The 24097-nt window shown below is 62.8% G+C and carries 22 protein-coding genes; 12 read left to right on the top strand and 10 right to left on the bottom strand.

Annotated elements, in window-relative coordinates; genetic code table 11:
- The 4 genes from ACFFNA_RS14680 to ACFFNA_RS14665 all read left to right on the top strand — a co-directional run bounded on the left by ACFFNA_RS14680 (position 1) and on the right by ACFFNA_RS14665 (position 3679).
- The gene (locus tag ACFFNA_RS14680; RefSeq protein ID WP_378919283.1) at positions 1-1056 is read left to right on the top strand and encodes an ABC transporter permease; all 1056 of its coding nucleotides are present in this window, start codon (positions 1-3) and stop codon (positions 1054-1056) included.
- Between the two features lie 28 nt (positions 1057-1084).
- Positions 1085-2020, top strand: a complete 936-nt coding sequence (locus tag ACFFNA_RS14675; protein ID WP_111543055.1) for an SMP-30/gluconolactonase/LRE family protein — start codon at positions 1085-1087, stop codon at positions 2018-2020.
- A gap of 65 nt (positions 2021-2085) precedes the next feature.
- Positions 2086-3201, top strand: coding sequence for an ABC transporter substrate-binding protein (locus ACFFNA_RS14670; RefSeq protein WP_111543056.1), 1116 nt, complete (start codon positions 2086-2088; stop codon positions 3199-3201).
- Positions 3202-3346: 145 nt separating this feature from the next.
- A complete protein-coding gene (locus ACFFNA_RS14665; RefSeq protein WP_378919280.1) occupies positions 3347-3679 on the top strand; it encodes a hypothetical protein in 333 nt (110 codons plus the stop codon).
- A gap of 433 nt (positions 3680-4112) precedes the next feature.
- Here the strand turns inward: ACFFNA_RS14665 and ACFFNA_RS14660 are convergent, their stop codons facing one another.
- Together ACFFNA_RS14660 and ACFFNA_RS14655 are read right to left on the bottom strand one after the other, a co-directional pair.
- Positions 4113-7316 carry an efflux RND transporter permease subunit gene (locus tag ACFFNA_RS14660; protein ID WP_378919278.1) on the bottom strand — a complete coding sequence of 1068 codons (3204 nt, stop codon included), beginning with the start codon at positions 7314-7316 and terminating at the stop codon, positions 4113-4115.
- The gene (locus ACFFNA_RS14655) at positions 7313-8419 is read right to left on the bottom strand and encodes an efflux RND transporter periplasmic adaptor subunit (RefSeq protein WP_378919339.1); all 1107 of its coding nucleotides are present in this window, start codon (positions 8417-8419) and stop codon (positions 7313-7315) included. Before ACFFNA_RS14655 ends, ACFFNA_RS14660 begins: the two co-directional genes overlap by 4 nt.
- A 550-nt stretch (positions 8420-8969) precedes the next feature.
- Here ACFFNA_RS14655 and ACFFNA_RS14650 point away from each other — a divergent pair.
- Positions 8970-9992: an IS110 family RNA-guided transposase gene (locus tag ACFFNA_RS14650; protein ID WP_378919276.1), complete on the top strand. Its 1023-nt coding sequence runs from the start codon at positions 8970-8972 to the stop codon at positions 9990-9992.
- Positions 9993-10694: 702 nt separating this feature from the next.
- Here ACFFNA_RS14650 and ACFFNA_RS14645 read toward each other — a convergent pair.
- The 3 genes from ACFFNA_RS14645 to ACFFNA_RS14635 all read right to left on the bottom strand — a co-directional run bounded on the left by ACFFNA_RS14645 (position 10695) and on the right by ACFFNA_RS14635 (position 13678).
- Positions 10695-11369, bottom strand: a complete 675-nt coding sequence (locus tag ACFFNA_RS14645) for a 4-carboxy-4-hydroxy-2-oxoadipate aldolase/oxaloacetate decarboxylase (protein WP_111543059.1) — start codon at positions 11367-11369, stop codon at positions 10695-10697.
- A gap of 66 nt (positions 11370-11435) precedes the next feature.
- Complete coding sequence (locus ACFFNA_RS14640) at positions 11436-12458, bottom strand: amidohydrolase family protein (RefSeq protein WP_378919274.1); 1023 nt, start codon at positions 12456-12458, stop codon at positions 11436-11438.
- A gap of 68 nt (positions 12459-12526) precedes the next feature.
- Positions 12527-13678, bottom strand: a complete 1152-nt coding sequence (locus ACFFNA_RS14635) for an alcohol dehydrogenase catalytic domain-containing protein (protein ID WP_378919272.1) — start codon at positions 13676-13678, stop codon at positions 12527-12529.
- Positions 13679-13917: 239 nt separating this feature from the next.
- Between ACFFNA_RS14635 and ACFFNA_RS14630 the strand changes: the two genes are divergently transcribed.
- Both ACFFNA_RS14630 and ACFFNA_RS14625 read left to right on the top strand, forming a co-directional pair.
- Positions 13918-14274, top strand: coding sequence for a DoxX family protein (locus ACFFNA_RS14630; protein WP_378919271.1), 357 nt, complete (start codon positions 13918-13920; stop codon positions 14272-14274).
- A gap of 56 nt (positions 14275-14330) precedes the next feature.
- Positions 14331-14951: a TetR/AcrR family transcriptional regulator gene (locus ACFFNA_RS14625; RefSeq protein WP_378919269.1), complete on the top strand. Its 621-nt coding sequence runs from the start codon at positions 14331-14333 to the stop codon at positions 14949-14951.
- A gap of 25 nt (positions 14952-14976) precedes the next feature.
- Here ACFFNA_RS14625 and ACFFNA_RS14620 read toward each other — a convergent pair whose 3' ends face one another.
- The 4 genes from ACFFNA_RS14620 to ACFFNA_RS14605 form a co-directional block, all read right to left on the bottom strand.
- Complete coding sequence (locus tag ACFFNA_RS14620) at positions 14977-16014, bottom strand: Ldh family oxidoreductase (RefSeq protein ID WP_378919267.1); 1038 nt, start codon at positions 16012-16014, stop codon at positions 14977-14979.
- A gap of 32 nt (positions 16015-16046) precedes the next feature.
- Positions 16047-16928, bottom strand: coding sequence for an alpha/beta hydrolase (locus tag ACFFNA_RS14615; protein WP_378919265.1), 882 nt, complete (start codon positions 16926-16928; stop codon positions 16047-16049).
- Between the two features lie 101 nt (positions 16929-17029).
- Positions 17030-17929, bottom strand: coding sequence for a VOC family protein (locus tag ACFFNA_RS14610; RefSeq protein WP_378919263.1), 900 nt, complete (start codon positions 17927-17929; stop codon positions 17030-17032).
- Positions 17930-18032: 103 nt separating this feature from the next.
- Positions 18033-18869: a fumarylacetoacetate hydrolase family protein gene (locus ACFFNA_RS14605; RefSeq protein WP_378919261.1), complete on the bottom strand. Its 837-nt coding sequence runs from the start codon at positions 18867-18869 to the stop codon at positions 18033-18035.
- A gap of 129 nt (positions 18870-18998) precedes the next feature.
- On the opposite strand from ACFFNA_RS14605, the gene ACFFNA_RS14600 reads away from it, so the two are divergent.
- The 4 genes from ACFFNA_RS14600 (at position 18999) to ACFFNA_RS14585 (ending at position 21788) form a co-directional block, all read left to right on the top strand.
- Positions 18999-19196, top strand: coding sequence for a hypothetical protein (locus tag ACFFNA_RS14600; RefSeq protein WP_378919259.1), 198 nt, complete (start codon positions 18999-19001; stop codon positions 19194-19196).
- Between the two features lie 53 nt (positions 19197-19249).
- Positions 19250-19948, top strand: coding sequence for an FCD domain-containing protein (locus ACFFNA_RS14595; RefSeq protein WP_378919337.1), 699 nt, complete (start codon positions 19250-19252; stop codon positions 19946-19948).
- A 112-nt stretch (positions 19949-20060) separates the two neighbouring features.
- Positions 20061-21182 (top strand): alcohol dehydrogenase catalytic domain-containing protein, encoded by a 1122-nt coding sequence (locus ACFFNA_RS14590; RefSeq protein WP_378919257.1) that lies wholly within the window; start codon positions 20061-20063, stop codon positions 21180-21182.
- Between the two features lie 63 nt (positions 21183-21245).
- The gene (locus ACFFNA_RS14585) at positions 21246-21788 is read left to right on the top strand and encodes a cupin domain-containing protein (protein ID WP_378919255.1); all 543 of its coding nucleotides are present in this window, start codon (positions 21246-21248) and stop codon (positions 21786-21788) included.
- 62 nt (positions 21789-21850) lie between these two features.
- On the opposite strand, the gene ACFFNA_RS14580 is transcribed toward ACFFNA_RS14585, so the two are convergent.
- Positions 21851-22807 (bottom strand): LysR family transcriptional regulator, encoded by a 957-nt coding sequence (locus ACFFNA_RS14580; protein ID WP_378919253.1) that lies wholly within the window; start codon positions 22805-22807, stop codon positions 21851-21853.
- Between the two features lie 101 nt (positions 22808-22908).
- Between ACFFNA_RS14580 and ACFFNA_RS14575 the strand changes: the two genes are divergently transcribed.
- On the top strand, positions 22909-24090 hold the full coding sequence (locus ACFFNA_RS14575) for a cytochrome P450 (RefSeq protein ID WP_378919251.1): 1182 nt from the start codon (positions 22909-22911) through the stop codon (positions 24088-24090).
- Positions 24091-24097 lie beyond the last annotated feature (7 nt).

Here is a 24097-nt window from a genome sequence, read left to right as displayed (position 1 = left end):
ATGCAATCGATCGAATCCAGCGCACTCGAACCGACCCGCGGCGAAATGGCGGGTTTATCGTTGGGGCAGAAGATCATCCGGCTGCTGCCGGTGTACGGGCTGGTGATCCTGACGGCGCTGCTGATCCTTTTGTTTTCGATCCTGCTGCCGAACACGTTTCCGACGATGCTCAATTTGCGCTCGATCATTTCCGACAAGGCGATCATCGCGCTGCTGTCGCTGGCGGCGATGATCCCGATGGCGTCCGGCCGTATCGACCTCACCGTCGGCTATGGCATCGTGCTGTGGCACATCCTCGCTATCAGCCTGCAGACCATGTTCGGCGTTCCGTGGCCGCTGGCGGTGATCATCGTGCTGCTTCTTGGTGCTGCAACCGGCTTCCTCAACGGACTGCTGGTCGAAGTCGCCCGCATCGACTCTTTCATCGCCACGCTCGGCACCGGCACCGTGCTCTACGCGCTGGCGCTATGGCACACTGGCGGCAGGCAAGTGGTTGGCGTGCTGCCGAACGGGTTCTACGCGCTGAATGGCACGATGGTGTTCGGGTTGCCGATCACCGGCCTCTATGTTTTGGCGATCGCCGTCGCGCTGTGGATCATCCTCGAATATCTGCCGATCGGTCGCTACGTCTATGCCATCGGCGCCAACCCGAAAGCCGCTGCGCTGAACGGCATTCCGGTGCGCCGCTTCGTCATCGGCGCCTTCATCTCGTCGGGTTTCCTGACGGCGCTGACAGGCGTGCTGCTTGCCTCCAAGCTGCGCATCGGCCAGGCCAGCGTTGGGCTGGAATATCTGCTGCCGGCCCTGGTCGGCGCCTTTCTCGGCTCGACCACCATCAAGCCCGGACGCGTCAATGTCTGGGGCACGATGACCGGCGTCATCATCCTGGCGGTCGGCATTTCCGGCATCCAGCAGTTCGGCGGCTCGTTCTTCGTCGAACCGCTGTTCAACGGCGTGACGCTGCTCGTCGCCATCGGCATCGCCGGCTACGCCCAGCGCAAGCGCGGCGCGGCTCGCAGAGCCAGGACCAAGACCGTAGCGCAGTCCTCGAAGTGACCAGCCGAACCCATCCGGGAATAATGGAATGAGCGACTACGAGATTCTGGACGATCGCTTCCGAAAGCTGACGATCGGACATGCCAAGCTCGAACGGCTGTGGACCGGCAGTCGCTGGGCGGAAGGACCGGTCTATGTTCCGGCGGCAAAGCATTTGCTGTGGTCGGACATCCCCAACGACCGGTTGCTGCGCTACGACGAAAGCGACGGCTCGGTCAGTGTCTTCGAAACCCCTTGCAACAACCAGAACGGTCACACGCTCGATGGCGAGGGCCGCGTCGTCGCTTGCGAGCATCGCGGCCGGCGCATCTCCCGGCTTGAGCATGATGGACGCTGGCAGCCGCTTGTCGAAGCCATCAATGGCAAGCGGTTCAATTCGCCGAACGATGTGGTGGTCAAATCCGATGGGACGATCTGGTTCACCGACCCGGTCTACGGCATCGACAGCCACTATGAAGGCATGATTGCCCGGCCGGAGATCGGCGCGTCGCATGTTTACCGGTTCGATGAAGCAACCCGCGAGGTGGGTGCGGTCATCACCGATCTGGTGCAGCCGAACGGGCTGGCTTTTTCGCCCGACGAGAGCATCCTCTACGTGTCGGATACCGGCGCAAGCCATGTTCAGGGCCTGCCGCGTGCGATCAAGACCTATGACGTCGCTAAGGACGGACGCTCGCTGCGGTCGCGCGGCACCCTGGCCGAATGCGGGGCAGGATTCTTCGACGGATTCCGCGTCGATCGCGATGGCAACATCTGGGCCTCCAGCGCCGATGCGGTTCGCGTCTACGCGCCGGACGGGACGCTGATCGGGCGCATCCTGATTCCCGAAATCGTCTCCAATTTGTGCTTCGGCGGTCCGAAGCGCAACCGCCTCTACATCACCGCCCAGACGTCGCTTTATTCCATCTATGTCGACGCGCATCCGGCCGGTTTGGGCCCGGTGGCTGGGCACATCAGCCAGTGACCTGGCGCCCGAAGTCGAGTCCCGGAAGACCAGACAATTTTTTTGAAACCAAGGGAGGTACCAACATGCAACGCAGAACATTTTTGAAATCATCCGTCGCCTTGATGACTATCGCAATCGCTGCTCCAGTCCTGTTCGCCGGCCATGCACGGGCGGACGCGATGGCCGACGCCATGGCGGTGGTCGAAAAATATGCCCAGAAAGTCACCGCCTGGGACGGCCCGACCACCGGTCCGAAGGCGCAGCCGGGCAAGACGATCGTCGTGCTCGCCGGTGACCTCAAGAATGGCGGCATTCTGGGCGTCACCACCGGCGTCGAGGAAGCGGCCAAGGCGATCGGCTGGGAGGTCAAGGTGATCGACGGCGCCGGCTCGATCGGTGGCCGCACCGCCGCCTTCGGCCAGGCGATGGCGCTGAAGCCGAATGGCATCGTCATCAACGGTTTCGACGCCATCGAGCAGGCGCCGGCGCTGGAGCAGGCGAAGGCTGCCGGCATCCCGCTGGTTTCCTGGCATGCCGGACCGGTGATCGGACCTGACGAAAAGAGCGGCGTCTTCGCCAATGTCTCCACCGACGCCATGCAGGTCTCCACGGCGGCGGCCGACTGGGCCTACGCCGATGCCAAGGGCAAACCCGGCGTCGTCATCTTCACCGATTCGACCTACGCCATCGCCATCGCCAAGGCCGACAAGATGAAGGCGGAGATCGAGCGGCTGGGCGGCAAGGTGCTCGAATATGTCGACACGCCGATCGCCGAGACCTCGCAGCGCATGCCGCAGCTCACCACCTCGCTGCTGCAGAAATACGGCGATGCCTGGACGCATTCGCTGGCGATCAACGATCTCTATTTCGACTTCATGGGACCCTCGCTTGCGGCGGCCGGCAAAGCCGGCACCGACGCACCGATCAATGTCGCCGCCGGCGACGGTTCGGAATCAGCTTATCAGCGCATCCGCGCCGGCCAGTTCCAGAAGGTGACGGTCGCCGAACCGCTCAACCTGCAGGGCTGGCAACTGGTCGACGAATTGAACCGCGCCATCGCCGGTGAGAAATGGTCGGGCTACCTGTCGCCCCTGCATGTGGTGACGGCCGACAATGTCGAGTTCGACGGTGGCCCGAAGAATGCGTTCGACCCCGAAAATGGCTACCGCGACCAGTACAAGAAAATCTGGGGCAAATAAGCATGCAAGGAGGCGGGCGCATCACCCGATGCGCCCCCAAAACCGGCGTCATTCGATACCGCAAATCCGGGAAGTGTCCGGCCCGCGAACTGCCGCCGGCGGCGGCAAGTCGCATCAACTGCAGAAAAGTCAGGAAACCCTCGTCATGATCATTCGCTACGCCCTCTTCGAAGGTGAAATCCACCCCGGACAAGAGAGCGAGTTCCGGCGCTTCGTCAGGGAAAGGCTGGTGCCGCTGTGGACACAGTTTCCCGGAGCGGAGGAAGTGCGCGTTCTGGATGGCACGACGCGGGACGAAGGCGCTCCCGTCTATGCCATGGCACTCGCCATTCGCTACCCCGACATGGACGCCTGCAACCGAGCGCTTCAATCCGATGTAAGATTTCAAAGTAGGGACGTGACCGGTGATCTGCTGAAGATGTTTACCGGCCGTGTTCATCACCATGTGTTCGAGGCAAATGAGTACGCACCGGCCTGATTGGGATCTTGATCGGCAACGCTCTCAATTGCTGCGATCGGCGAATGCCGGTATCGGTGGTTGCATGTCCATGATTTGAACCTGCGGACCAGACGTCGCTCATTGGCCGCGGGACCGTACGGAACGATACGGGAAGACTTCTGGTTTTGGCCCACGAAAAACTCAATAAAATCAACGGTCTTAATACGCCCTCCGGGCCCACCAAAACGACCGCGTAAGTGGCTGATTTTTATACCATTTTCTGAAGGGGCCCACGACGTGGACTCGAACCCCCTATTTCTGACCAAGCACTTATTGGTCTCACGTCCGCCAGTAACGAAGATGTTGAGGCAGACAACTGACCCCAATCTGATCGTTTGTTGGGGTCGTGTGCAGCGCGCCGCGCCGATTTTCTGGAGTGATAAGCCGCGCCCGACGCGGCGAATTCGTAACCCTACTCGGCGGCCGTCTCCGATGGCGCCTCTGCCGGCCCCGAAGGCTCGGCCTCGGCACGGGGCTTGCGCCGTGAAAACAGCGACCTGAGCGTGACGTAGAACACCGGCGTCAGGAACAGGCCGACGAAGGTGACGCCGAGCATGCCGGAGAACACCGCGGTGCCGAGCGACTGGCGCATTTCTGCGCCCGGGCCCGTTGCGATCATCAGCGGCACGACGCCGAGGATGAACGAGAAGGCGGTCATCAGGATCGGCCGCAGCCTGAGCCGGCAGGCTTCGACGGCAGCCTCGGCGGCCGTCAGGCCGCGTTCCTGCGCCTGCCGCGCGAACTCGACGATCAGGATCGCGTTCTTGGCAGCAAGCCCGATCAGCACGATGAGGCCGATCTGCACGAGGATGTTATTGTCCAGCCCTCGGAAAGACACGCCGAGCAACGCCGCGAGCACGCCGAGCGGCACCACCAGCACAATGGCAAACGGCAGCACCCAGCTTTCATATTGCGCCGCCAGCGCCAGGAACACGAACAGCACCGACAGTCCGAAGATATAGACAGCGGCATTGCCGGTGTTGCGCTCCTGATAGGCGAGCTCGGTCCATTCATAGGAGGTACCGGCCGGCAGCGTCTTTGCCGTGATCCCTTCCATCAATGCCAGCGCGTCGCCCGTGGAAACGCCGGGCGCGGCGTTGCCCTGCAGCGGCACCGAGACGTACATGTTGTAGCGCTGGACCAGCGCCGGGCCAGTGACGTCGCGGATCTCGATCAACGTGCCGAGCGGAACCAGCGCGCCGGTCGCCGAGCGCACCTTCAGTTTCAAGATGTCGGCGCGATCGAGGCGGAACGCCTGGTCGGCCTGCGCCCGCACCTGGTAGACGCGCCCGAAAGCGTTGAAGTCGTTGACGTAGGCGGTGCCCAAATTGATCGACAGCGTCTCGAAGATGTTGGGGATCGGCACGTTCAGGATGCGCGCCTTGTCGCGATCGATCGCCAGGAAGAATTGCGGGCTCGACGCGGAGAACGTCGTGAACACGCCCGTCAGCCCCGGCGTCTTGTTGGCCTTGCCGGCGATTTCGTTGGCAAGTGCCAGGATCTGCCGCATGTCGGCGCTCTTGCGCTCCTGGATCTGCAGCTTGAAGCCGCCGGCATTGCCGACGCCGCGGATCGGCGGCGGCGGCAGTGCGATAATGAAGGCTTCCTTGATGCTTTGCAGGCTGCCGAACAGATTGCCGATGACCTGGGTCGCCGACTGGCCGGCTTTCAGTCGCTCGTGAAACGGCTTGAACCTGGCGAAGATCACGCCCGCGTTGCTGGCGTTGGTGAAGGTCGCGCCGGAGAAGCCGGCGAAGGCGACTGCGTAGTCGACGCCTGGCGTTTTCTGGATGATCTGCGACGCCTGCTGGATGACCGCATCGGTCCTCGACAGCGAGGCGCCGTCCGGCAACTGGACGACGATGATCGCATAGCCCTGGTCGAGCGACGGAATGAAACCGCGCGGCACCGCCTGCACCATGTAGACCGTGGCGCAGATGAGGGCCGCGAAAACGGCCAGCATGGCGGCGATCGTTATCCACGAGCCGACCAGCACGCGGATGATGCTCGAATACCAATGGGCGACCCTGTCGAAGCCGCGATTGAAGCCGTCGGCGAGCGCCCGTCCGAACCGCGCCAGGAAAAAGCGCGGCGGCGCCGCCGCGGCGTGGTGCGGCTTGAACAGCAGCGCGGCCAGCGCCGGCGAAAGCGTCAGCGAATTGAATGCCGAGATCGCCGTCGACACCGCGATGGTGATCGCAAACTGCAGGTAGAACTGCCCAGAAATGCCGGGGATGAAGGCTGTCGGTACGAACACGGCTATCAGCACCAGCGAGATCGCGATGACCGCCGTTCCGACTTCGTCCATGGTCAGGTGCGACGCCGGATTGGGCGCCAGCCCTCTGGCGATATTGCGCTCGACGTTCTCGACCACGACGATCGCATCGTCGACGACGATGCCGATCGCCAGAACGAGGCCGAACAGCGTCAGCATGTTGAGCGAGAAGCCGGCGGCGTAAAGCACCGCCAGCGTGCCGATCAGCGACACGGGGATCGCCACGATCGGCACGATCGCCATGCGCCACGATTGCAGGAAGACGATGATGACGATGATGACCAGCAGCATCGCCTCGAGGATCGTCTTGTAGACCTCCTGGATCGACTCGGCGACGAACTCGGTCGGATTGTAGACGATGTCGTAGCTCAACCCCTTCGGGAAGTCGCGGGAAAGCTCCTTCATCTTGTCCTGGATCTCCGCGGCTGCGGCGAGCGCATTGGTGCCCGGCCGCTGGAAGATGGCGAGCGCCACCGCCGGTTTGCCGTTGAGATAGGAGTTGGTGACGTAATCCTTGGCGCCGAGCTCGATGCGCGCCACGTCCTGCAGCGAGATCAGGCGGCCGTCGTCGGTCGATTTGACGATCACGTATCGGAAGTCGCGTGCGTCGTTGAAGCGGCCTTGCGTGGTGACCGTGTACTGGAATGCCGTGCCGGTGCTGGTCGGCGGCGCGCCGATCGAGCCGCCCGACACCTGGACGTTCTGGTCGCGCAGCGCCTGCACCACATCGCCCGAGGTCATCCCCAGGGCGGACAGTTTTTCCGGATCGAGCCAGATCCGCAGCGAATATTCGCGTTCTCCAAAGATGGTGAGGTCGCCGACGCCGTCGAGTCTGAGCAGTATGTCGCGCACCTGCGAGCGGGCGTAGTTCGAGACGTAGAGCTGGTCGTAGGTATTGTCGGGCGACAGCATGTGCACGACCATCATCAGGTCGGGCGAGCTCTTGGTGGTGGTGATGCCGAGGCGGCGGACTTCTTCGGGCAGGCGCGGCTCGGCGACCGACACGCGGTTCTGCACCAGCACCTGCGCCTGGTCGAGATCGGTGCCCAGCTTGAAGGTGATGGTCAGGCCCATCGCCCCGTCGCCCGACGAATAGGACGACATGTAGAGCATGCCCTCGACGCCGTTGATCTCCTGCTCGATCGGCGTTGCCACCGTCGCTGCGACCGTCTCGGCGTCGGCGCCCGGATACTGCGCGCGAACGACGATGGTCGGCGGCGCGATCTCGGGATATTGCGCGACCGGCAGCTGGGTATAAGCGATCCCGCCGAGGATCAGCAGGACGATCGAAACGACCGATGCGAAGATCGGACGGTCGACGAAGAAATGTGCGAACCTCATTGCTGCAACTCGGCGGTGTCGGCCTTGGGCGGCAACGTGACCATCTCGACCTTCACCTTGGTGCCGGGCCTGGCGTGCATCAGCCCGTTGACGATGATCGTCTCGTCGCCGGTCAGGCCCTGGCGGATCACACGGTAGCCGTCGAGAAGCGGGCCGGTGCGCACGGGCTTCGCCGACACCATCCCGGCCTCATCCACCAGGAACACGATGCGGCGATCCTGATCGGCGCCGATCGCCTCGTCGGGCACCAGCACGCCGCCATGCGGCAGCGACCCCGGCACGTTGATGCGCCCGAACATGCCTGGCTGGAGAATGCCGTCGGCGTTGGGAAAGCTTGCACGCACCCGCATGGTGCCGGTCGCGTTGTCGATCCGGTTCTCGGCAAAATCGAGCTTGCCTTTGAATACCGCCTCCGCGCGGTCGGCGACGCGAACCACCACCTCGAGCCCGCCGGCGCCTTCCTGCATGCTGCCGCCGCGCTCCTTCGCGTCGCGGGCGTAGCTGAAATACAGGCGCTCATCGACGTCGAAATAGAAGTCGATCGGATCGCGCGTAACGATGGTCGTCAGCAAGGTGGAATCCGGCTGCACAAGGTTGCCGACCGACACCAGCCGGCGGTCGATGCGGCCGGACAAGGGCGCCTTGATCTCGGTGAATTCCATGTTCAGGCTGGCCGTCGTCAGCGCAGCCGTCGCGCCCTGCATCTGCGCCTGCGCCGAAAGGTATTCCCGCCGGCGGTCGTCGACCGTCGCGGTTGAGATATTGCCGGTCCTGGCAAGTTCGTCGGCGCGATCCAGCTGCATCTTGGAGAATTCGAGCAGACTTTTGGCGACGTCCACTTGCGATTTGGCGGCATCATAAGCCGCCTGGTACGGACGCTGGTCGATGGTGAAGAGCAGGTCGCCCTTGTTGACCAGTGCGCCGTCCTGGAAGCTGACCTTGTCCAGATAGCCGCTGACGCGCGAACGGATGGCGACCTGGTCGACGGCTTCGAAGCGCCCGACGAACTCGTCGTCTTCGACGATTTCACGGACCACCGGCTTGGCCGCCGTCACCACGGGTAGCTGCTGGTCCTGCGCAAACGCAGTGCTGCTGAAAGCCATGCCGAGCAGTAATGCCGCCGACACGGCGGCGCGGGCAAGCCAGCCGGCCGATCGACGGGGTCGCCCGCCCGTGTCGCGATGCAATTGCCCATTCTCGGGGGTGTCCATTTGCGTCCTCGCTCGCTGGACCCGGAGGGTCGGTTGATCCGCTTCTACGCTCAGGCTTCTCGTCGAGATCAGAGCACTGCAGTGTTGTGCATGGCAACAGGATCATTTTCCATATGGGCTGAAATGTCCACCCTGTGGCTGCCCCGCCACCGGGCTAAAGCCAGTCGCGATTTAAAGGATTCAGGATTCCTTTGATGGACGGTTTATGATTCATATTGGTCGAAGGAGACCGGTATGGGCATTACCACGCCGGCCGGATTCAAATGGACTGCAACACTGCGGCATCGCAAGCAACGTCGTTGCGGCCAAGATGAGGCGCCAGCGGAATGGCACCTTTCTGGCTAGTTCGTGCGAGAACCGGACCGTCCGCTTCTGATGCGGTGGACGGCTCTCCACCCCCTTGCGGCTATAGTCGCGGGGCTAGAGCTGGAGGAGAGCTGCCATGGGCATTGCTACGACGATTGGTCTGGATATCGCGAAGTCGGTCTTTCAAGTGCACGGTGTGGATGCGGCTGGCGAGGTTGTCATCCGGAGGAAGCTGACCCGTGGGCGGGTCCTGGGGTTGTTCGAGAATCTGCCCCGATGCCTCGTCGGGATCGAGGCATGCAGCTCCTCGCACTATTGGGCTAGAGAACTGATTGCACGAGGCCATGATGTGCGGCTGCTTCCTACGCAGTATGTGAAGCCCTACTTGAAGCGGCAGAAGAACGATGCGGCCGATGCTGAGGCCATCTGCGAGGCCGTGACCCGGCCGACCATGCGCTTCGTGCCGGTGAAGACGCCCGAGCAGCAGAGTGTGATGATGTTGCACCGGGTTCGGTTGATGCTCAACCGCCAGCGTACCCAGCTATCGAACGCGTTGCGGGCGCATCTCTCGGAGTTCGGTATCGTGGCGCCGATCGGTCGGGGCGGGATCGAGCAGCTGCTTGCCGTCATCAACGACGAGAATGACCCGAGGGTGCCAGCTGACGCACGGCTCTGCCTGCAGATGCTCGAGGCGCAGCTCATGGTCGTGAAGGCGCAGATACTCGAGAATGATCGAAGGGTCCGGGCGAGTGCGAGAGAGACCGAGCTTGGTCGCAGGTTGATGGAGATACCAGGCGTAGGCCCGTTGCTGGCGAGTGCGTTCGTGGCGACCATCGCCGATGCGCATGCCTTCAAGTCGGGGCGCTGCCTCTCGGCCTGGATCGGGCTCGTGCCGAAGCAAAACTCAAGCGGAGGCAAGGAGAAGCTCGGCAGCATCTCCAAAGCCGGCAATCGTTACTTGCGCCAGATGCTCGTGGTCGGCGCGATGGCGGTCATCCGATATGCCGAGCGGAACGGGACCAGGCGGCCATGGCTCGTGCAACTGATGACCCGGCGAACGGCCAAGGTTGCAGCGGTTGCGCTCGCCAACAAGACCGCCCGGATGGTCTGGGCGTTGATGACAAGCGGCGAGCGCTACAGGGAGCCGGTCATCGCATAGAACGAGACGAGGCGAGCAAACGCCAACGAGGTTGGAAAGGGCGGACAGGAGCTAATGCACAAAGCCGGTTGATACCGCCGGATCAGGAGAACCCAATTGGGCCGTGCACCTTCGAGTGCGAGCTTTCGATCGGGACCTGAGCCGCGCGAATGGCACTATGGCCAGCGGCATATGAAGAGCCGCACCTACAGGTCGGATACATGGCCGCACCAACCAGCAACTGCAGAGCGCTCAAATAGAACCCTTGCCAACGGAGAGCCGTCCATACACGGCCCAATTGCCGCCGTTCTGGAGCATGTCTCCGAACGTTCGCAAACGAGGTTAGCTACAGTCGACTGTTTGGCGTCACGGGAGCATGCGGAACGATACGGGAAGATTTCTGATTTTGGCCCACGAAAAAGCCAACAAAATCAACGATGTTAATGCACCCTCTGGGCCAACAATTATCTTAATTTATCAATAAGTTATATAATTTTCTTGGACTAGTTAGCCAAGTCGAACTGGCGAACCTAGGTGGATCCTATTGAATTCATTGATTTATGGTGGGCTCCCGAGGGTCTCGCGACGCCCAAGATCCTTCCAGCGGCCGGCCTCAAGCCTTGCGCAGCGCTACGCTTCCGGCGTCCGTGACGAAACGGTTCGGCGGGGTCGCGCAGGCGCGCCTGGATCGCCGACTTTATCAGTCGCGCGTCGGGCAAGCGGTCATTGTTCGTAGACAAGGCCTTTGCGCCGCAGGCGTTCGCGCATGTCGTTGACGTCGAGGCTCAACTTGCCCGCGGCGTAGAGGCTTCGCTTTTCTTCTTCCATCGCCTCGCGCTTGCGGGCGATTTCGAGGATCTTTGCAGCGGTTTCGCGCGGCACCACGCACACGCCGTCGTCATCGGCTACGATCACGTCGCCTGGCCGAATATGGGCGCCGGCGCAGACGATCGGCACCTGGACGTTGCCGAGCGTCTCCTTGACCGTCCCCTGTGCGCTGATCGCCCTCGACCAGACCGGAAAAGCCATGGAGCGCAGGGTCGAAACATCGCGCACGCCAGCGTCGATGATGAGGCCCCTGATGCCTTGCGCCTTGGCCGACTCGGCCAGCAGGTCGCCGAAATAGCCGTCCTCGCAGGGCGAGGTCGGGGTGACGACCAGGATGTCGCCTGGCAGTGCCTGTTCCAGCGCGACGTGGATCATCCAGTTGTCGCCCGGCGCGACTTCGCAAGTCAGCGCGTTGCCGCCAATCCTGGCGCCATCATAGATGGGCCGCAGGCGGGCGGCGAGCAGGCCTGTCCGTCCCTGCGCCTCGTGAACCGTGGCCACGCCAAGCTGGCCAAGAGCCTCGCAGGTCTCGATTGGTGTGCGCTCGGTTTTCGTGACGACTCTGGCCATCGGTGTTCTCCTGGAAAGATGAGGCGCGGTGTCTGGCCCGGGCCCGAACGGTGCTCACTGGGTGGCCTAGCGCCCTTGCGCCTTCAGCCGCGTATCAAGCCTTGGATAGACCTTTCGGGCATTGCCTTCGAAAACGGCCTTCCGTTCGGCCTCGCCGAGCGAAAGTGCATCGATGTAGCGCCGCGTATCGTCGAAGTCGAAGCCGGTTTCCGGGTCGATGGCCTTGACCGCTCCGAGCAGTTCGGATCCGAACAGGATGTTGGCCGGACCAACGACGCGGAACAGAGTGTCGATGCCCGCCTGATGATAGACGCAGCTGTCGAAGAACACGTTGCGCAGCAGGTGCTCGCCCAGTCCGGGCCTGTCCAACATCATCGCCAGGCCGCGATAGCGTCCCCAATGATAGGGCGCCGCACCACCGCCGTGCGGGATGATCAGCTTGAGATCGGGAAACGCGCTGAACAGGTCGCCCTGGATCAGCTGCATGAACACCGCGGTGTCCGCGTTGATGTAGTGCGCGCCGGTCGTATGCAGGCATGCGCTGCAGGAGCCGGAGACATGGATCATGGCCGGCACCTGCAACTCGACCAGCTTTTCGAAGAGCGGATACCAGTAGCGGTCGTGGATCGGCGGCGCCGACCAGAAGCCGCCAGACGGATCGGGGTTGAGGTTGCAGCCGACGAAGCCGAGTTCGACGACGCAGCGCTCAAGCTCGGCAAGGACCGGCTTCAGTTCGCCGCTCATCGATTGCGGCAGTTGGCATACACCGGCGAAGTTGGCCGGGAACATGTCGACGATGCGGGCGATCAAGTCGTTGGAGATGCGCGACCATTCGGCATTGATCTCGGCGCCGCCGATATGGTGGCCCATGCCCGAAGCTCGCGGCGACAGGATGGTGAGGTCCGAGCCTCGCTCGCGCTGCAGTCGCAGTTGCTTCTGTTCGATCGTTGCCCTCAGCACGTCGTCTGCGATGTCAGGGTATGCGGGCCTTGCTTGGCGCGTGCCCTCGACGAACTCGACCTGCGCCTTGCGAAAGGCATGATGGTCCTGCGGTTCGCTCGTGTAGTGGCCGTGGCAGTCAATGATCATTTCGATTCTCTTCGCGACGCGATCGGCCAGCGGCGGACGCTGAGGTCCGCCGATGCCGATTGTTGCGCCTACGGTTCGAGCACATAGTTGGTGAAGCCGCCGTCACCGGAAGCGACGCCGTTGATGGCCTCGTTGATCTGCTCGAGCGGATACGTCCTAGCCTCCAGCACCGAGAGATCGACCGTGCCGGAGCGGACCATCTCGGCGATCTCCATGCCCTCGGCCGTGGTCAGCCAGGCCGAGCCGATCAGCTCCATCGAATTGTCCATCCACCACTTGGTGTTGAACAGCATGTCGCTGCCGGTGCCGCCGATGTTGACGATGCGGCCGCCGCGCCTGACGCCCATCATGGCGTCCTTCATGGCATTGACGTCGGCGACCGCGCCGAGGCAATCGAGCATGAAGTCGGCGCCAAGACCGTTGGTCTGCGAGCGGACCCAGTCGGCGACCTTGCCGTCTTGGTTGGAGAAGGTCTGGATCCGGTTCGGGGCTAGCTGTTTCAGCCGCTCAAGCAGGGGCTTGCCGCGGGCCACCGCGTAGATGGTCGAGACGCCCATGGCGAGCGCGAAGAGAGTGGCGCCGACGCCCAACGTGCCCGTCGCGCCGTTGATGATCAGCGACTTGCCGGTCGGTATGCCGAACTTCTTGATCGCGGAATAGGATGTGCCGAGGTAACCCATGCGGGCGGCCTGCGGAAAGGTCATGTTGTCGGGGATCTTGACGATCGAATTCTGGGGTGCACACATGAACTGGGCGAAGCCGCCTTCCGGATAGCGCTTGTAGATCTCAAGGCTGTTCCTGTTGAAGCCGAAGTAGCCATTGAAGGTGAAGTACTCGCACTTCGCCTGATGGCCGCTGACGCAGGCATGGCATGCACCGCAGGAGCGTAGCGGATTAACGTACACGCGGTCGCCAGGCTTGATCGCCACGACCTGGTTGCCGACCTGATGCACGATGCCCGCCGGGTCGAGGCCAAAGATCGCCGGCTTCATCGGCAGCGGCTGATGTGGGTACCAGGTTTCCCAGTTGTTCAGCACGTTCGCGAGGTTGGGCACCATCCCGCAGGCCTTGACCTCGACGACCACATCCGTTCCGGACGCCACCGGCTTCGCCACTTGCTCGACACGCATCGGCTCGTTCACGGCATGCAGCCGTGCCGCCCGCATCATGATCGTCATCGTCTGTTCCTCCCAGTATGTCGGTTCGCGGAGATGCCTCATTGACATTCCCATCGGACTGCGGATACCGTACAGTATCTGGATTGGGTGACGCAAGAGCCGATTTCCACTGACGACAGCATTTGCAGGAGATCTCGGCGTACGCTGGCCGGTTGCGACCCGGCGACGAACGCTTTCGCCGCGAACTTCGCTCGCTGAACGAGGGAACGTCGCGCCAGCCAGGCAACAAGGACAGATGAAGGGCATCGAAGGCCCGTTCGGCGTCCTACACGGAGGGATCAGTGCCAGAGTTTACGCTAACGCCAATCGATCTGCTGCGCATTCTGTGCGGACTCTGGTTCCTTCCACATCTCGTCGGAAAGATCAGGAACTTCGAAAAGGCGACGAAGACGTTCGAGGCCGCCGGACTGAAACCTGGAAAACCCTTCATCGTGCTGACGATAGTGCTGGAGGTTCTTGCCGCCGTTGGAATGGTGTTCAACATTCATCCGCGCTGGGCGGCTGCGTGCGCCGTGGCTGTTTTGCTGGGGGCGGCCTATGCGGTGGTGCGCATCAATGGCCCGCGCTGGCGCTGGCAGCTGATGGGCCCCGAATACCCGATTTTCTGGGCGCTTGCCTGTATTGTTTCGGCCTTCTAACCTTCGGCCGATTCGGATACCAAAGGTATCCCGATGGTGGACTGGAAGGACTGAAGATGGCACGACTGACACGCGAACAGAGCCAGGCTCTGACCCGCGAGAAGCTTTTGCTGTCGGCGAGCGAGGTCGTGTCGCGCGACGGCTACTCCGGCGCGACCATCGAACGCATCGCGGAAGAGGCCGGATATTCGAAGGGCGCCTTCTACTCGAACTTCGCCACCAAGGAAGAGATCTTCCTTCAATTGCTTGAGCGCCATGCCGGCGGCGACGTGGTCGAGCTCACCGGCCTGCTCGACGGCTATGATGATCCGAAAGAGATCATCGACGCGATGTGCAATTGGGCCAACCAGCGGGCGAAGGACAAGCGGTGGGGAACACTTGCCATCGACCTGCTGCGGATCGCCCGCCGGGACAACACACTGGAAGAGCGGCATCTGCGCTTGTTCAAGGACCAGTGGGTGGGTCTGGGCAAGTTGCTGTCCGGAAAGCTTTTCCCCTACGGCGGTTCCGATATTGAACCACTCTATGTGGGCGGCGTCGTTCTCGAACTCATCTACGGCGGCCTCTCCAGCTTCATGAAGGACGATTCGCCGGGCGAAATGGTCAGGGCCACGCTCACCTCGATGCACGAGGCGCATCTCTACAGGCACATGAAGCGGCCGGCGGCCCGCGCATAGGGCGCGCCGCGGCTGTCGCGCGGCATCACTGTAGGAAAGCCGGCACCGCGAGCCCCAGCCGAACGGCGGCATCGGCGAGGTTCCTGGCGGTGCCTTTCGCCAGCGGGATGCCGTTGGCCATGCGCTCCCGCCCGGTCTGGAAGCCGCGTTCGCCGGGTAGCTTCACGCCATCGGAGCCGGCTGCCGGATCGAGCGCATGGATCGCGCCGGCGAGGCTTTCCACCGAGGCGAGAAAGGACGCGGTGTCGCCGAAGGCCGCCGGATTGATGGCAAGCATAAGGCCATTGAAGCCGCCGTTCTTCTCGCCGCGCAGGAACGGGGCGATGACGGCGTTGCCCACCAGCACGCTCGACAGAACCTCGATCATCAACGACAGGCCGGATCCCTTTGGGCCGGCCATGGGCAGTATGGCTGCCACCGCATGCGGGTCCCGCGTTTCGACGCCGTTGGCGTCGATGGCCCAGCCGTTGGGGATCGGGTTGCCCGAATCCTTCGCCGCCATGATCTTGCCGAGCGCGACGGCGGCCGTGGACATGTCGAGCACGATCGGATCGGCGCCATCAGGCCGCGGAACGGCGATCGACAGGGGGTTCGTCGACAGGGCCTCGCCCTTTGCGCCGAAGTAGCTCATGAGCGGCCTCGACGCGGTCATGGCGATGCCGATGAGGCCGCGGCCGGCCAGTTGGGTCGTGAAGTAACCGATTGCGCCGGCATGCGATATGGCGCGGGCGCCGCACCAGCCGATGCCGAACTTTTCCGCCAGGTCGCCGGCCTTGCCGGCCGCGTGCATCATCGCGACGGCGCCCGGCGCCTTTCCGTAGTCGAAAACGCAGGTCGATCCGAATTCCCGGATCAGCTTCGGCTGTTGACCGGTGTGGACGACAGCGGTCTTGATCATCTCGATGTAGCGCGGGATCCTGAGAACACCGTGCGAATCCGCGCCGCGCAGATTGGCCCACACCAGCAGCCGCGCGGTCTGTGCCGCCTCGTCCGGCGTATAGCCGGCAGCATGCAGGAGCGCAGTGGCAAAATCGGTCAGTTCGGTTTCCTGGGCGACGGGCATGCCTGATGTCTCCTGGTCTGGCTGCGCTGACCTCAAGCGACCGGCGTTGCCGGGAAGAATTTGTCGAGCCAGCCCTTGATCATCATCCTGGTGCGCGGTGCGTCCTCCGGGGCGAGCGGGAAATGGGCCGTGCCCGTGATCAGCATCAGCTCGGCTGGCTGCCCGGCCTTCTCGAACAGGCGGATGGATTGCTCGGTCGGCGTGATGATGTCGTCGGCGGTGTGGAAGAACAGGGCCGGCCGCGGCGCGATGTTGGCCACCACGTCATCCGCCCTGAAGTTCATCATGCTCCATGCCGTCTCGGTCGGGATTTCCATGATCGCCTTGGGCGACAGGTTCTTGCGCAATTTTTCCGGGATCGGCACGGCGTCGAAGCGCGAGATCCACATGCTCTCGCCCGTCGCGCGCTTGTGCTCGCGTCCCTTCTCGAGGAGACCCATGAAACGCTCCCAGGCCTCCGGCGTGGGATGCTGGCCGCGGAACTTCCGTTCGCCATGACCCCAGCCGCATGAGGAGATGACGCAGGCGAACCGCTCGTCGACCCCGGCTGTATAGACCGAAACCGCGGCGCCGAAGCTGTGGCCGGTGATGCCAATTCGCTTCGGGTCGATCTCGGGACGCCTGGCGAGGAAGGTCAACGCGTTCTTTGCGTCGGCGACCTGATCGAAGCAGCGCACCTGGGCGCGCTCGCCCTCGCTCTCGCCGCAGCAGCGGAAGTCGAAGCGCAGCGCGGCATAGCCGAACGCTTCCATCATCTCCGCCTGGATCTGGGCGTGCGACTCGTCCTTGGAACCGACGAAGCCGTGGCAGACGATGAACGCCGGCAGCTTCTGTCCTGGACGGTGGCTGTCGGGAATGTGCAGAATCGCCGACAGTTTCAGGCCGTCGGATTCGAACGTCAGTTTTTCCTGCATGGCAGTCTCCTATCGGAAGCAGCGCCCCACCCGGTCGAGCCGCTTCGCTTTGAATCCTTGTACGGTCAGCCGAAGCGCGGCCGGTCGCCGCGCCTTCCTGATTAGGCGACCCTGGCGAATGGGAAATGGTGCTCGCGCCATTCCTGGGGGGCGGGAGAACCCCAGACATTCATCTGGCGGACGTTTCCTGGGCGCTCCAGGTTGGTGATGACGTTCGGCACGAAGTGGGTGTCGTCGGCCACCGTGTGCATGGCGCCGGAGCACTCGACCATCGCCCCGCTGGCATCCAGGTAGTAGGCGTAGGTGTTGTCGCCCGGACGATGGCGGCCCGGCCCCCAAAGGAGCTGGCGGTCGAACCCGTCGAGAATGTCGCCGAGCCGGCAGTAGTCGCTGAAGTGGCTGAATTCGAAGGAGTAGTGGTGAAGCCCGATCGGGCCCTTCACCAGACCCAGGATGTGATGCTGGCGGTTGCCGCCATGCATCCAGCTCAGAGCCTCGTTGACCATGCGCTCGGTGAGCTGCATGCCGCAGATCTCGGCGAGCTGCCGCCTTGTGGCGACCGGGTCGGGCGTGATGAGATTGAGGTGGTCGAGCCGTCGCGGCTTGATGCCGTTGGTTGGGTAGCGCGGATTGTACATGTCGTCGCGTGCCGGGGTGTGAACCTCGAAGCGCAGTCCTTCCGGCGTTGCGAAGGTCACGCCGGCATCGCAGCAGGCCAGGCTGGGGTCGCGCGAGAGGACACGGCAGCCGGCGCCGTCCACGCGCGAGGCGGCTTCCGCGACAGCCTCGGCGGTCAGGGCTTCGAGCCCGATCGTGTGGCAGGAATTCTCATCAGATTGGAGAAGCACAAGTTCGGCCTTGCGGCCGTTCGAGCTCAGCCATGTCTCGCCCGCCGCCTGCTTGGTGACGCGCAGCCCGAGAATCTCCGTCGAGTCATGGATCACGGCCCCGACGTCACGGACATTCAGCTTTATGTGACCGACCCCAAACACCAGGTGCATCACTATTCTCCTCTTGCGGTCGCAGCATGGCCCTGGCGACCTCCTTAGAGCAAATTCAGCCCGGCGGCAACAATTTTCGAAAAAAATATACTATTACGAAATATCAGAGGCAGCTGTCCGAGACTACCGTGTTTCGCAGCGTTCCAATGCCCTGGATCTCGATTTCGACCTCATCACCAGGAAAAAGGAACTCCGGCGGATTGCGGCTTGCGCCGAAGCCCGATGGCGTGCCCGAAACGATAACGTCGCCAGGGTCGAGCGGGGTGAAAGTCGAGATGTAGGAGATCAGCCAGGGGATGTCGAAGATCATGCGGTCGATCGCGATCGACTGCTTGGTCACGCCGTTGACCCTGCTCTCCAGAAGGAGCCGCGCCGGGTCCGGGATCTCGCGCGTACAGACCATCCACGGGCCGAACGCGCCGCTTTGGTAGAAGTTCTTCCCGGGCGTGAACTGGCTCGAGTGTTTCTGCCAGTCGCGTACGCTCCCCTCGTTGAAGCATGCATAGCCGGCGACGTACGCCATCGCTTCGGCGCGCGCGATCTTGTGCGCGCGGCGACCGATGATCACCGCCAGTTCGCCCTCGAAATCCAGCTTCTCGGAAATCGCCGGCTTCAAAATCGCGCCTCCATGCCCGATCTGTGCTTCCGCGTGCCGCGTGAACAGCAGCGGGAACTGCGGCGCCGGCTTGCCATCCTCGTGGAAGTTGGTGGCAACGCAGAAGATCTTGCCCGGGTTGGGAATCGGAGGGAGCAGGCCGACTTCGGCCAGCCGCAGGGTTTCGAGATCGCGCTCGCTGGGTGCAAGGTCGGGAAACCGGCTACCGAGATAGGCTTTGAGATCCGGCGGCGCGCCGGGAACGGTATCCAGGCGCAGGATCGTTTCGCCTTGGACGATTCCATAACCGGCACCGGAGTGATCAACGAAAGAAGCGAATTTCAATGGTTCACCCGTTCCCCTGGAATGCCCGGAAAGCGGGCGATTACGGCTCGAAGTAAACAAAATTTTCGAAAATATGCAAGCCGCTGGCTATGAGAGGCGATCGGAAATCTGGTCGCATATCGGGCCGGAATGGCAATTCTCGCAGAATTTTTGGCTTTTCGGTGCGATCTTCATCAGAAAGCGGCGCTGCGGCGCTTAGCTGATGCGGCGCTCGGGATTTTCATCGAAAGAATTGATAATTTCGAAATAGTTGCTAGGGTGCGGCTTGGTCGCGTCGCCGCCCGGGCTGCCGAGACGGATGCAATGAGACGCGGAACAACCACGTGACAGAGACGAGCAGGCCGAAAGGCGAAACCCGCGCCGGCGATGTCCTTCACCGCATGCGGCTGGACCTGGACATTGTCGGTTGCGTGCTCGGGCCTGGAGAGAGACTGCGGTTCGAGGCGTTGCGGGATCGCTACGCGGTCAGCTTCTCGACCTTGCGCGAAGCCCTGTCCTGCCTCGTGGCGGAAGAACTGGTGCTGGCGCAAGGCCAGCGTGGCTTCATCGTCGCTCCCATATCCATAGATGACCTCAATGACCTTACCAATGTCCGGGTCCTCGTCGAACGGGAAGTGCTTCGGCACGCCATGCTACGCGGTGACGATGCCTGGGAGGCGGCCATCATCGGGACCTTCCATCGCATGGAACGATTCCAGCAGCGCGTCGGCAACCAGTATTATCTCGACGAGGAATGGTCGGCGATCCATGGCGCCTTCCATTTGTCGCTTGTGAGCGCATGCCAGTCGCCCAATCTTCTGCAGATACGCGAGAAACTGTTCGCGCGTGCCCATCGCTACCGGCGCATGTCCTCGCAGCTCCGGACGAGATGGCGCGAGAAGGACGTCGAGCACAAGGCGATCATGGAGACTGTGGTCGCCCGCGACGAAGGCGAGGCGCTCGCTCTCATCGACCGGCACATCCGGGAAACGACCGAAAACGTGATCGAACATGCAGGCCATTTGTTTGCGCCGTCCAACGCCGGGTGGCTGCTTGAGCGCGACGGCAGCGGTCGCGTTTCGAATAAAGTTACGAAATAAGCTTGATATTTCGAAAAAACTGTGCGACCACCGAGATGAACTCGGGAGGAGGCTCATTTGCGTGCCGAAAAGCTCGGCGTGCACTGGGTTGGAACGAAAGGGAGGTATCCACGTGACCGCAATTCCGGCGACGATGAAGGCTGCGCGCATGCATGAAGTGGGCGGCCAGCTCAAGATCGAAGAGGTGCCGCTTCCCAGACTTGGCTCGATGGACGTTCTCGTGCGGGTCCGCTCGTGCGGGATCGTTCCGAACCTGGCCAACATCCTGGCGATGTGGCCGACCTGGTTTCCCCACATGCCGCAGCCGCCGCTGCCAGCGATCTTCGGCCTCGACCCGGCCGGCGAGATCGCGGCTGTGGGCAGCCAGGTCCACAATCTGAAGCCCGGCGATCGCGTCTATGTCAATCCGGGGCGCTCCTGCGGCAGCTGCCGCCATTGCCGGCGTGGCGACACGATCTCCTGCCGCCACTACGCCTTCCAGGGCTATTTCGGCTTCAGTCACAACGCCCTGCAGACATTCGAAGACTACCCGGTCGGCGGCATTTCCGAGTACATGGCGGCGCCGGCATCGGCGATCGTGGCGCTTCCCGACAACATGAGTTTCGACCAGGCGGCACGGCTCGGCTACATGGGCACCGGCTATTCCGCTCTGAAGAAGGCGCAGGTCGGCCCCGGCGACACGGTTCTCGTCAACGGCATTTCCGGCACGCTCGGCATATCGATCGCGGTCTTCGGTCCGTCCTTCGGGGTCAAGAAGATTCTCGGCACCGGTCGCGACAGGAAGCTGCTGAAGGAGATCGAAGCGCTTGCCCCCGGCATCATCGAGACGCATTCGCTGGAGGACGGAATGCCCGACGAATGGGCGCGCTCCAGGACGGCGCAAGGCGAGGGGGTCGACGCCTTCATCGATTGCAACGGTCCCGGCACGTCGCACGAGCCCTTCCTGGCGGGCCTCAAGGCGCTGCGCCGTGGCGGTATCGCCGTCGACATTGGCGCCGTCATGGGCGCGGTTTCCATCGACGTGCACACGATGATGGACCGCAATCAGCGGCTCATCGGTTCCGCATGGCTGACGACCTCAGAGGGCCAGGAAATGGCTGACCTCGTCGGGATCGGCAAGGTCAGCCTGGGTCTCCTGGAGACCCATGCGACGCCGATGGACAAGGTCAACGAGGCCATTTCGGGCATCGCCGTGCGTCATGGCGGCTTCTCGAATTTTGTGATCCATCCATAGTTGTGTGCTTCATGGTATGCTGATACCGAATGGTATTCGAGTTGTTCCTTGGGAGGATAAGACATGAGCATTCGCCGCGTCGTCACCGGAAAGAACGCCGCAGGAAAATCCGTATTCATCAGCGATGGCGCCTCGCCGCGCGAGATGGCGCTGCAGCACACGCCCGGTTTCGTTTCTTCCCCGCAGTGGAAGATCGACGGGACGCCGGATCTGGCCAAACGGGACGGCGCCGATCCGATGGCGAGCGAGGGCACGATGCTCGCTTCGGTCGGAGGCTCGGTGTTCTGGATGATCACCTTTCCGCCCGACAGCGTGATGATGTCACCCGACTGGAAGCCCCAACTGGCGGGTCCGGAGCATCTGAAGGCGGCGCCCGGCATCGCCGAGTGCTTCGAGATGGACAATCCCGGCATGCACCAGACGCCGACGGTCGACTATGTGACCGTCGTCAAGGGCCGGGTTGTCATCGAACTCGACGACGGCAAGACCGTTGAGCTGAAGCAAGGCGATACGGTCGTGCAGCAGGGCGCGCGTCATGCATGGCGCAACCCCTTCGACGAGCCCGTGACGGTCTCGGTCGTCATGCTCGGTGCGACTGCGGACTAGGCCGCGTCGCATGTGCCGCCCACCGGCAATCCGTTGGGCGGCTCCGTTTTTTCTCTCCGGGCCTACTGTCGGCCCGGTAAGTGGTCGTCTCTTCCTGCTTCGTGCGCGTGCCCGCCGCCGAGGTTTTTTTCGGCGACCTCTGCCAGTATCTGGCGGGCCCAGCGGTGCAGTCCGGAGTGGTGCGTGCGCTCGGTCCAGTAGATGTCGACCTGGATGAAGACGTCCATCGGGAAAGGGCGCAGGGCGAGCCTGTCCGACAGGCGACGCGCCAGCCGATACGGAATCGTCGCCACCAGCTCCGAGCCTGGAATGAGCCGCTCTAGTATGTCGTGGCTCGACACGGTGACCTCCGGCTGCATCTCGATGCCCTTTGCGCGCAGCGCGGCGAAATAGAGGGCCTCCCAGCGTCCGTTATGCGTGACCGCGACATGCCGCGAGGCGCAGTAGCGATCGAGCGTGAGCGTTCCCCGCGCCAGCGGGTGCGCCGGGTCCATGACGCAGGCATAGTGATCGGTGAACAGCTTCCTGCGGTAGTAGATGTCACCGAGGATCGCGACCGGGCCAAGCACGATGTCGCACGTGTTCTGCTTCAACTGCTGCTTGCCGTCGACAGCGGATTCGAAGATGTGGATCGTCGTTTTCGGCGCCTCCTTCTGCGCCCTGCGCACGAAGTCGGGAATGACGAACATGCGCTCGTGGTGGTTACAGGAGACCGTCACGCTTCCCTCGGCCGTGGCTGGGTCAAAACCCGACGGCGAAGAAAGCGCGGCCATCTGCTCAAGGATGCCGCGCGCCTGCTGGGCGAGCTGTTCGCCTTTGTCGGTTGCCACGATCGAATTGCCCTGGCGGACGAACAGCGGATCGTTGAAGGCCTTTCGCAGCCTTTTGATAGCGTAGCTTATGGTGGACTGGTTGACGCCGAGAAGTTGCGAGGCGTCGGAAAACGAGGCGCGGTCCTGCACGGCGACAAGCGTCTGCAGCGTGGCGAGGTCTACACTGGCAAGTTCGTCGGAGAGCATGACCGTCACCTCCATGCAAATTTTCGATGACATCTATTTAAGCCATCGCATTGCTGAATACACGTCGATTTCGTACCTCGTCTGCCGACAGGGAGGAAATCATGAGCGAAGCCGTGAAAGTGGTCGACGACGTTGCGTTCGAAGAGCTGCTTGCCAATCCGTATCCGGTCTTCAAGCGCGTCCGCGACCTCGGGCCCGTCGTCAAGGTCGAGGCGGCCAACATCATGATGGTCACGCGCTTCGACGACATCATGGCCATCGAACGCGACCCCGAGACGTTTTCCTCCATCAATCCGCAGTCGCTGCTGAACACAGTGATCGGGCCGAATTTGATGCGCAAGGACGGCGATGACCATGCCCGCGAAAGGGCGGCGATGGATCCGAGCCTGCGGCCTGGCGTCGTCAAGCGGTGCTGGGCCGATCCCATGCGCGCCATTTGCGACGATGTCATCTCGCAGATCGAGCACAAGGGCGAGGCCGAACTTTTCGAGGAACTCGCCGCGCCGATCGCGGCACGCGCGCTGGCCGACATATTGGGTTTCGACGGCGTCGACTGGCAGACGATGGCGCTGTGGTCGCAGTCGCTGATCGACGGTTCCGGCAACTACTCGCACAACCCGGAGATCGCGCGAAAGGCGAGGGAGGCTGCCAGCGGCGTCGAGAGCGCCGTCGACAGGATGCTTCCCCATCATCGGGACAATCCAAATCCTTCGATGCTGTCATCGATGCTTCAGGCCGATCCTGCGCAGACGGTCGAGCAGATCTACGCCAACATCAAGGTCGCGATCGGGGGCGGGCTGAACGAGACCCGGGACTCGATCCTTACGCTGATCCTGGGCCTGCTGCAGAACCCGGACCAGTTCGCTCGCGTTCGCGCCGAGCCTTCTCTCTGGGGGCAGGCTTTCGAAGAAGCGGTGCGCTGGATTTCGCCGATCGGCATGTATCCTCGCCGCTTGACCCGCGACGTCGAGATCTCGGGCACGCTAGTCCGCAAGGGCGAGCAGGTGGGTCTATGCGTCGGCGCCGCCAATCACGACGACCGCCGTTTCAGCGATCCGGAGAAGTTCGATGTCTTCCGGGAAAAGAAGTCCCACCTGGCGTTCGGCGCCGGTTCGCATTTCTGCGCCGGCACGTGGGTGTCGCGCGCGCTGGTGAGCCAGATCGCCGTGCCGATGGTGTTCGAGCTGCTGCGCAATCTCCGGCTCAAGGATCCGGAACTCGTCCGCGTCCGGGGCTGGGTGTTTCGTGGCCCCACGCACATGCCTGTTGTCTGGGACGCTTGAGGGAGAG

Origin of the sequence: Mesorhizobium kowhaii (genome assembly GCF_042431665.1) — a bacterium.
Classification (GTDB): Bacteria; Pseudomonadota; Alphaproteobacteria; order Rhizobiales; family Rhizobiaceae; genus Mesorhizobium; species Mesorhizobium kowhaii.
Note: the sequence above shows the minus strand (reverse complement) of the source record. Positions and strands in the feature narration are given on the sequence as shown.

Bases quoted from the DNA above. Each gene is read 5' to 3' on its own strand.
- ACFFNA_RS14600 (WP_378919259.1), top strand. From the start codon at position 18,999: ATGGCAATTCTCGCAGAATTTTTGGCTTTTCGGTGCGATCTTCATCAG.
- ACFFNA_RS14595 (WP_378919337.1), top strand. From the start codon at position 19,250: ATGCGGCTGGACCTGGACATTGTCGGTTGCGTGCTCGGGCCTGGAGAG.
- ACFFNA_RS14585 (WP_378919255.1), top strand. From the start codon at position 21,246: ATGAGCATTCGCCGCGTCGTCACCGGAAAGAACGCCGCAGGAAAATCC.
- ACFFNA_RS14610 (WP_378919263.1), bottom strand. From the start codon at position 17,929: ATGCACCTGGTGTTTGGGGTCGGTCACATAAAGCTGAATGTCCGTGAC.
- ACFFNA_RS14660 (WP_378919278.1), bottom strand. From the start codon at position 7,316: ATGAGGTTCGCACATTTCTTCGTCGACCGTCCGATCTTCGCATCGGTC.
- ACFFNA_RS14635 (WP_378919272.1), bottom strand. From the start codon at position 13,678: ATGAGGCATCTCCGCGAACCGACATACTGGGAGGAACAGACGATGACG.
- ACFFNA_RS14575 (WP_378919251.1), top strand. From the start codon at position 22,909: ATGAGCGAAGCCGTGAAAGTGGTCGACGACGTTGCGTTCGAAGAGCTG.
- ACFFNA_RS14675 (WP_111543055.1), top strand. From the start codon at position 1,085: ATGAGCGACTACGAGATTCTGGACGATCGCTTCCGAAAGCTGACGATC.
- ACFFNA_RS14645 (WP_111543059.1), bottom strand. From the start codon at position 11,369: ATGGCCAGAGTCGTCACGAAAACCGAGCGCACACCAATCGAGACCTGC.
- ACFFNA_RS14615 (WP_378919265.1), bottom strand. From the start codon at position 16,928: ATGCAGGAAAAACTGACGTTCGAATCCGACGGCCTGAAACTGTCGGCG.
- ACFFNA_RS14680 (WP_378919283.1), top strand. From the start codon at position 1: ATGCAATCGATCGAATCCAGCGCACTCGAACCGACCCGCGGCGAAATG.
- ACFFNA_RS14580 (WP_378919253.1), bottom strand. From the start codon at position 22,807: ATGCTCTCCGACGAACTTGCCAGTGTAGACCTCGCCACGCTGCAGACG.
- ACFFNA_RS14620 (WP_378919267.1), bottom strand. From the start codon at position 16,014: ATGCCCGTCGCCCAGGAAACCGAACTGACCGATTTTGCCACTGCGCTC.
- ACFFNA_RS14665 (WP_378919280.1), top strand. From the start codon at position 3,347: ATGATCATTCGCTACGCCCTCTTCGAAGGTGAAATCCACCCCGGACAA.
- ACFFNA_RS14670 (WP_111543056.1), top strand. From the start codon at position 2,086: ATGCAACGCAGAACATTTTTGAAATCATCCGTCGCCTTGATGACTATC.
- ACFFNA_RS14625 (WP_378919269.1), top strand. From the start codon at position 14,331: ATGGCACGACTGACACGCGAACAGAGCCAGGCTCTGACCCGCGAGAAG.
- ACFFNA_RS14650 (WP_378919276.1), top strand. From the start codon at position 8,970: ATGGGCATTGCTACGACGATTGGTCTGGATATCGCGAAGTCGGTCTTT.
- ACFFNA_RS14655 (WP_378919339.1), bottom strand. From the start codon at position 8,419: ATGGCTTTCAGCAGCACTGCGTTTGCGCAGGACCAGCAGCTACCCGTG.
- ACFFNA_RS14640 (WP_378919274.1), bottom strand. From the start codon at position 12,458: ATGATCATTGACTGCCACGGCCACTACACGAGCGAACCGCAGGACCAT.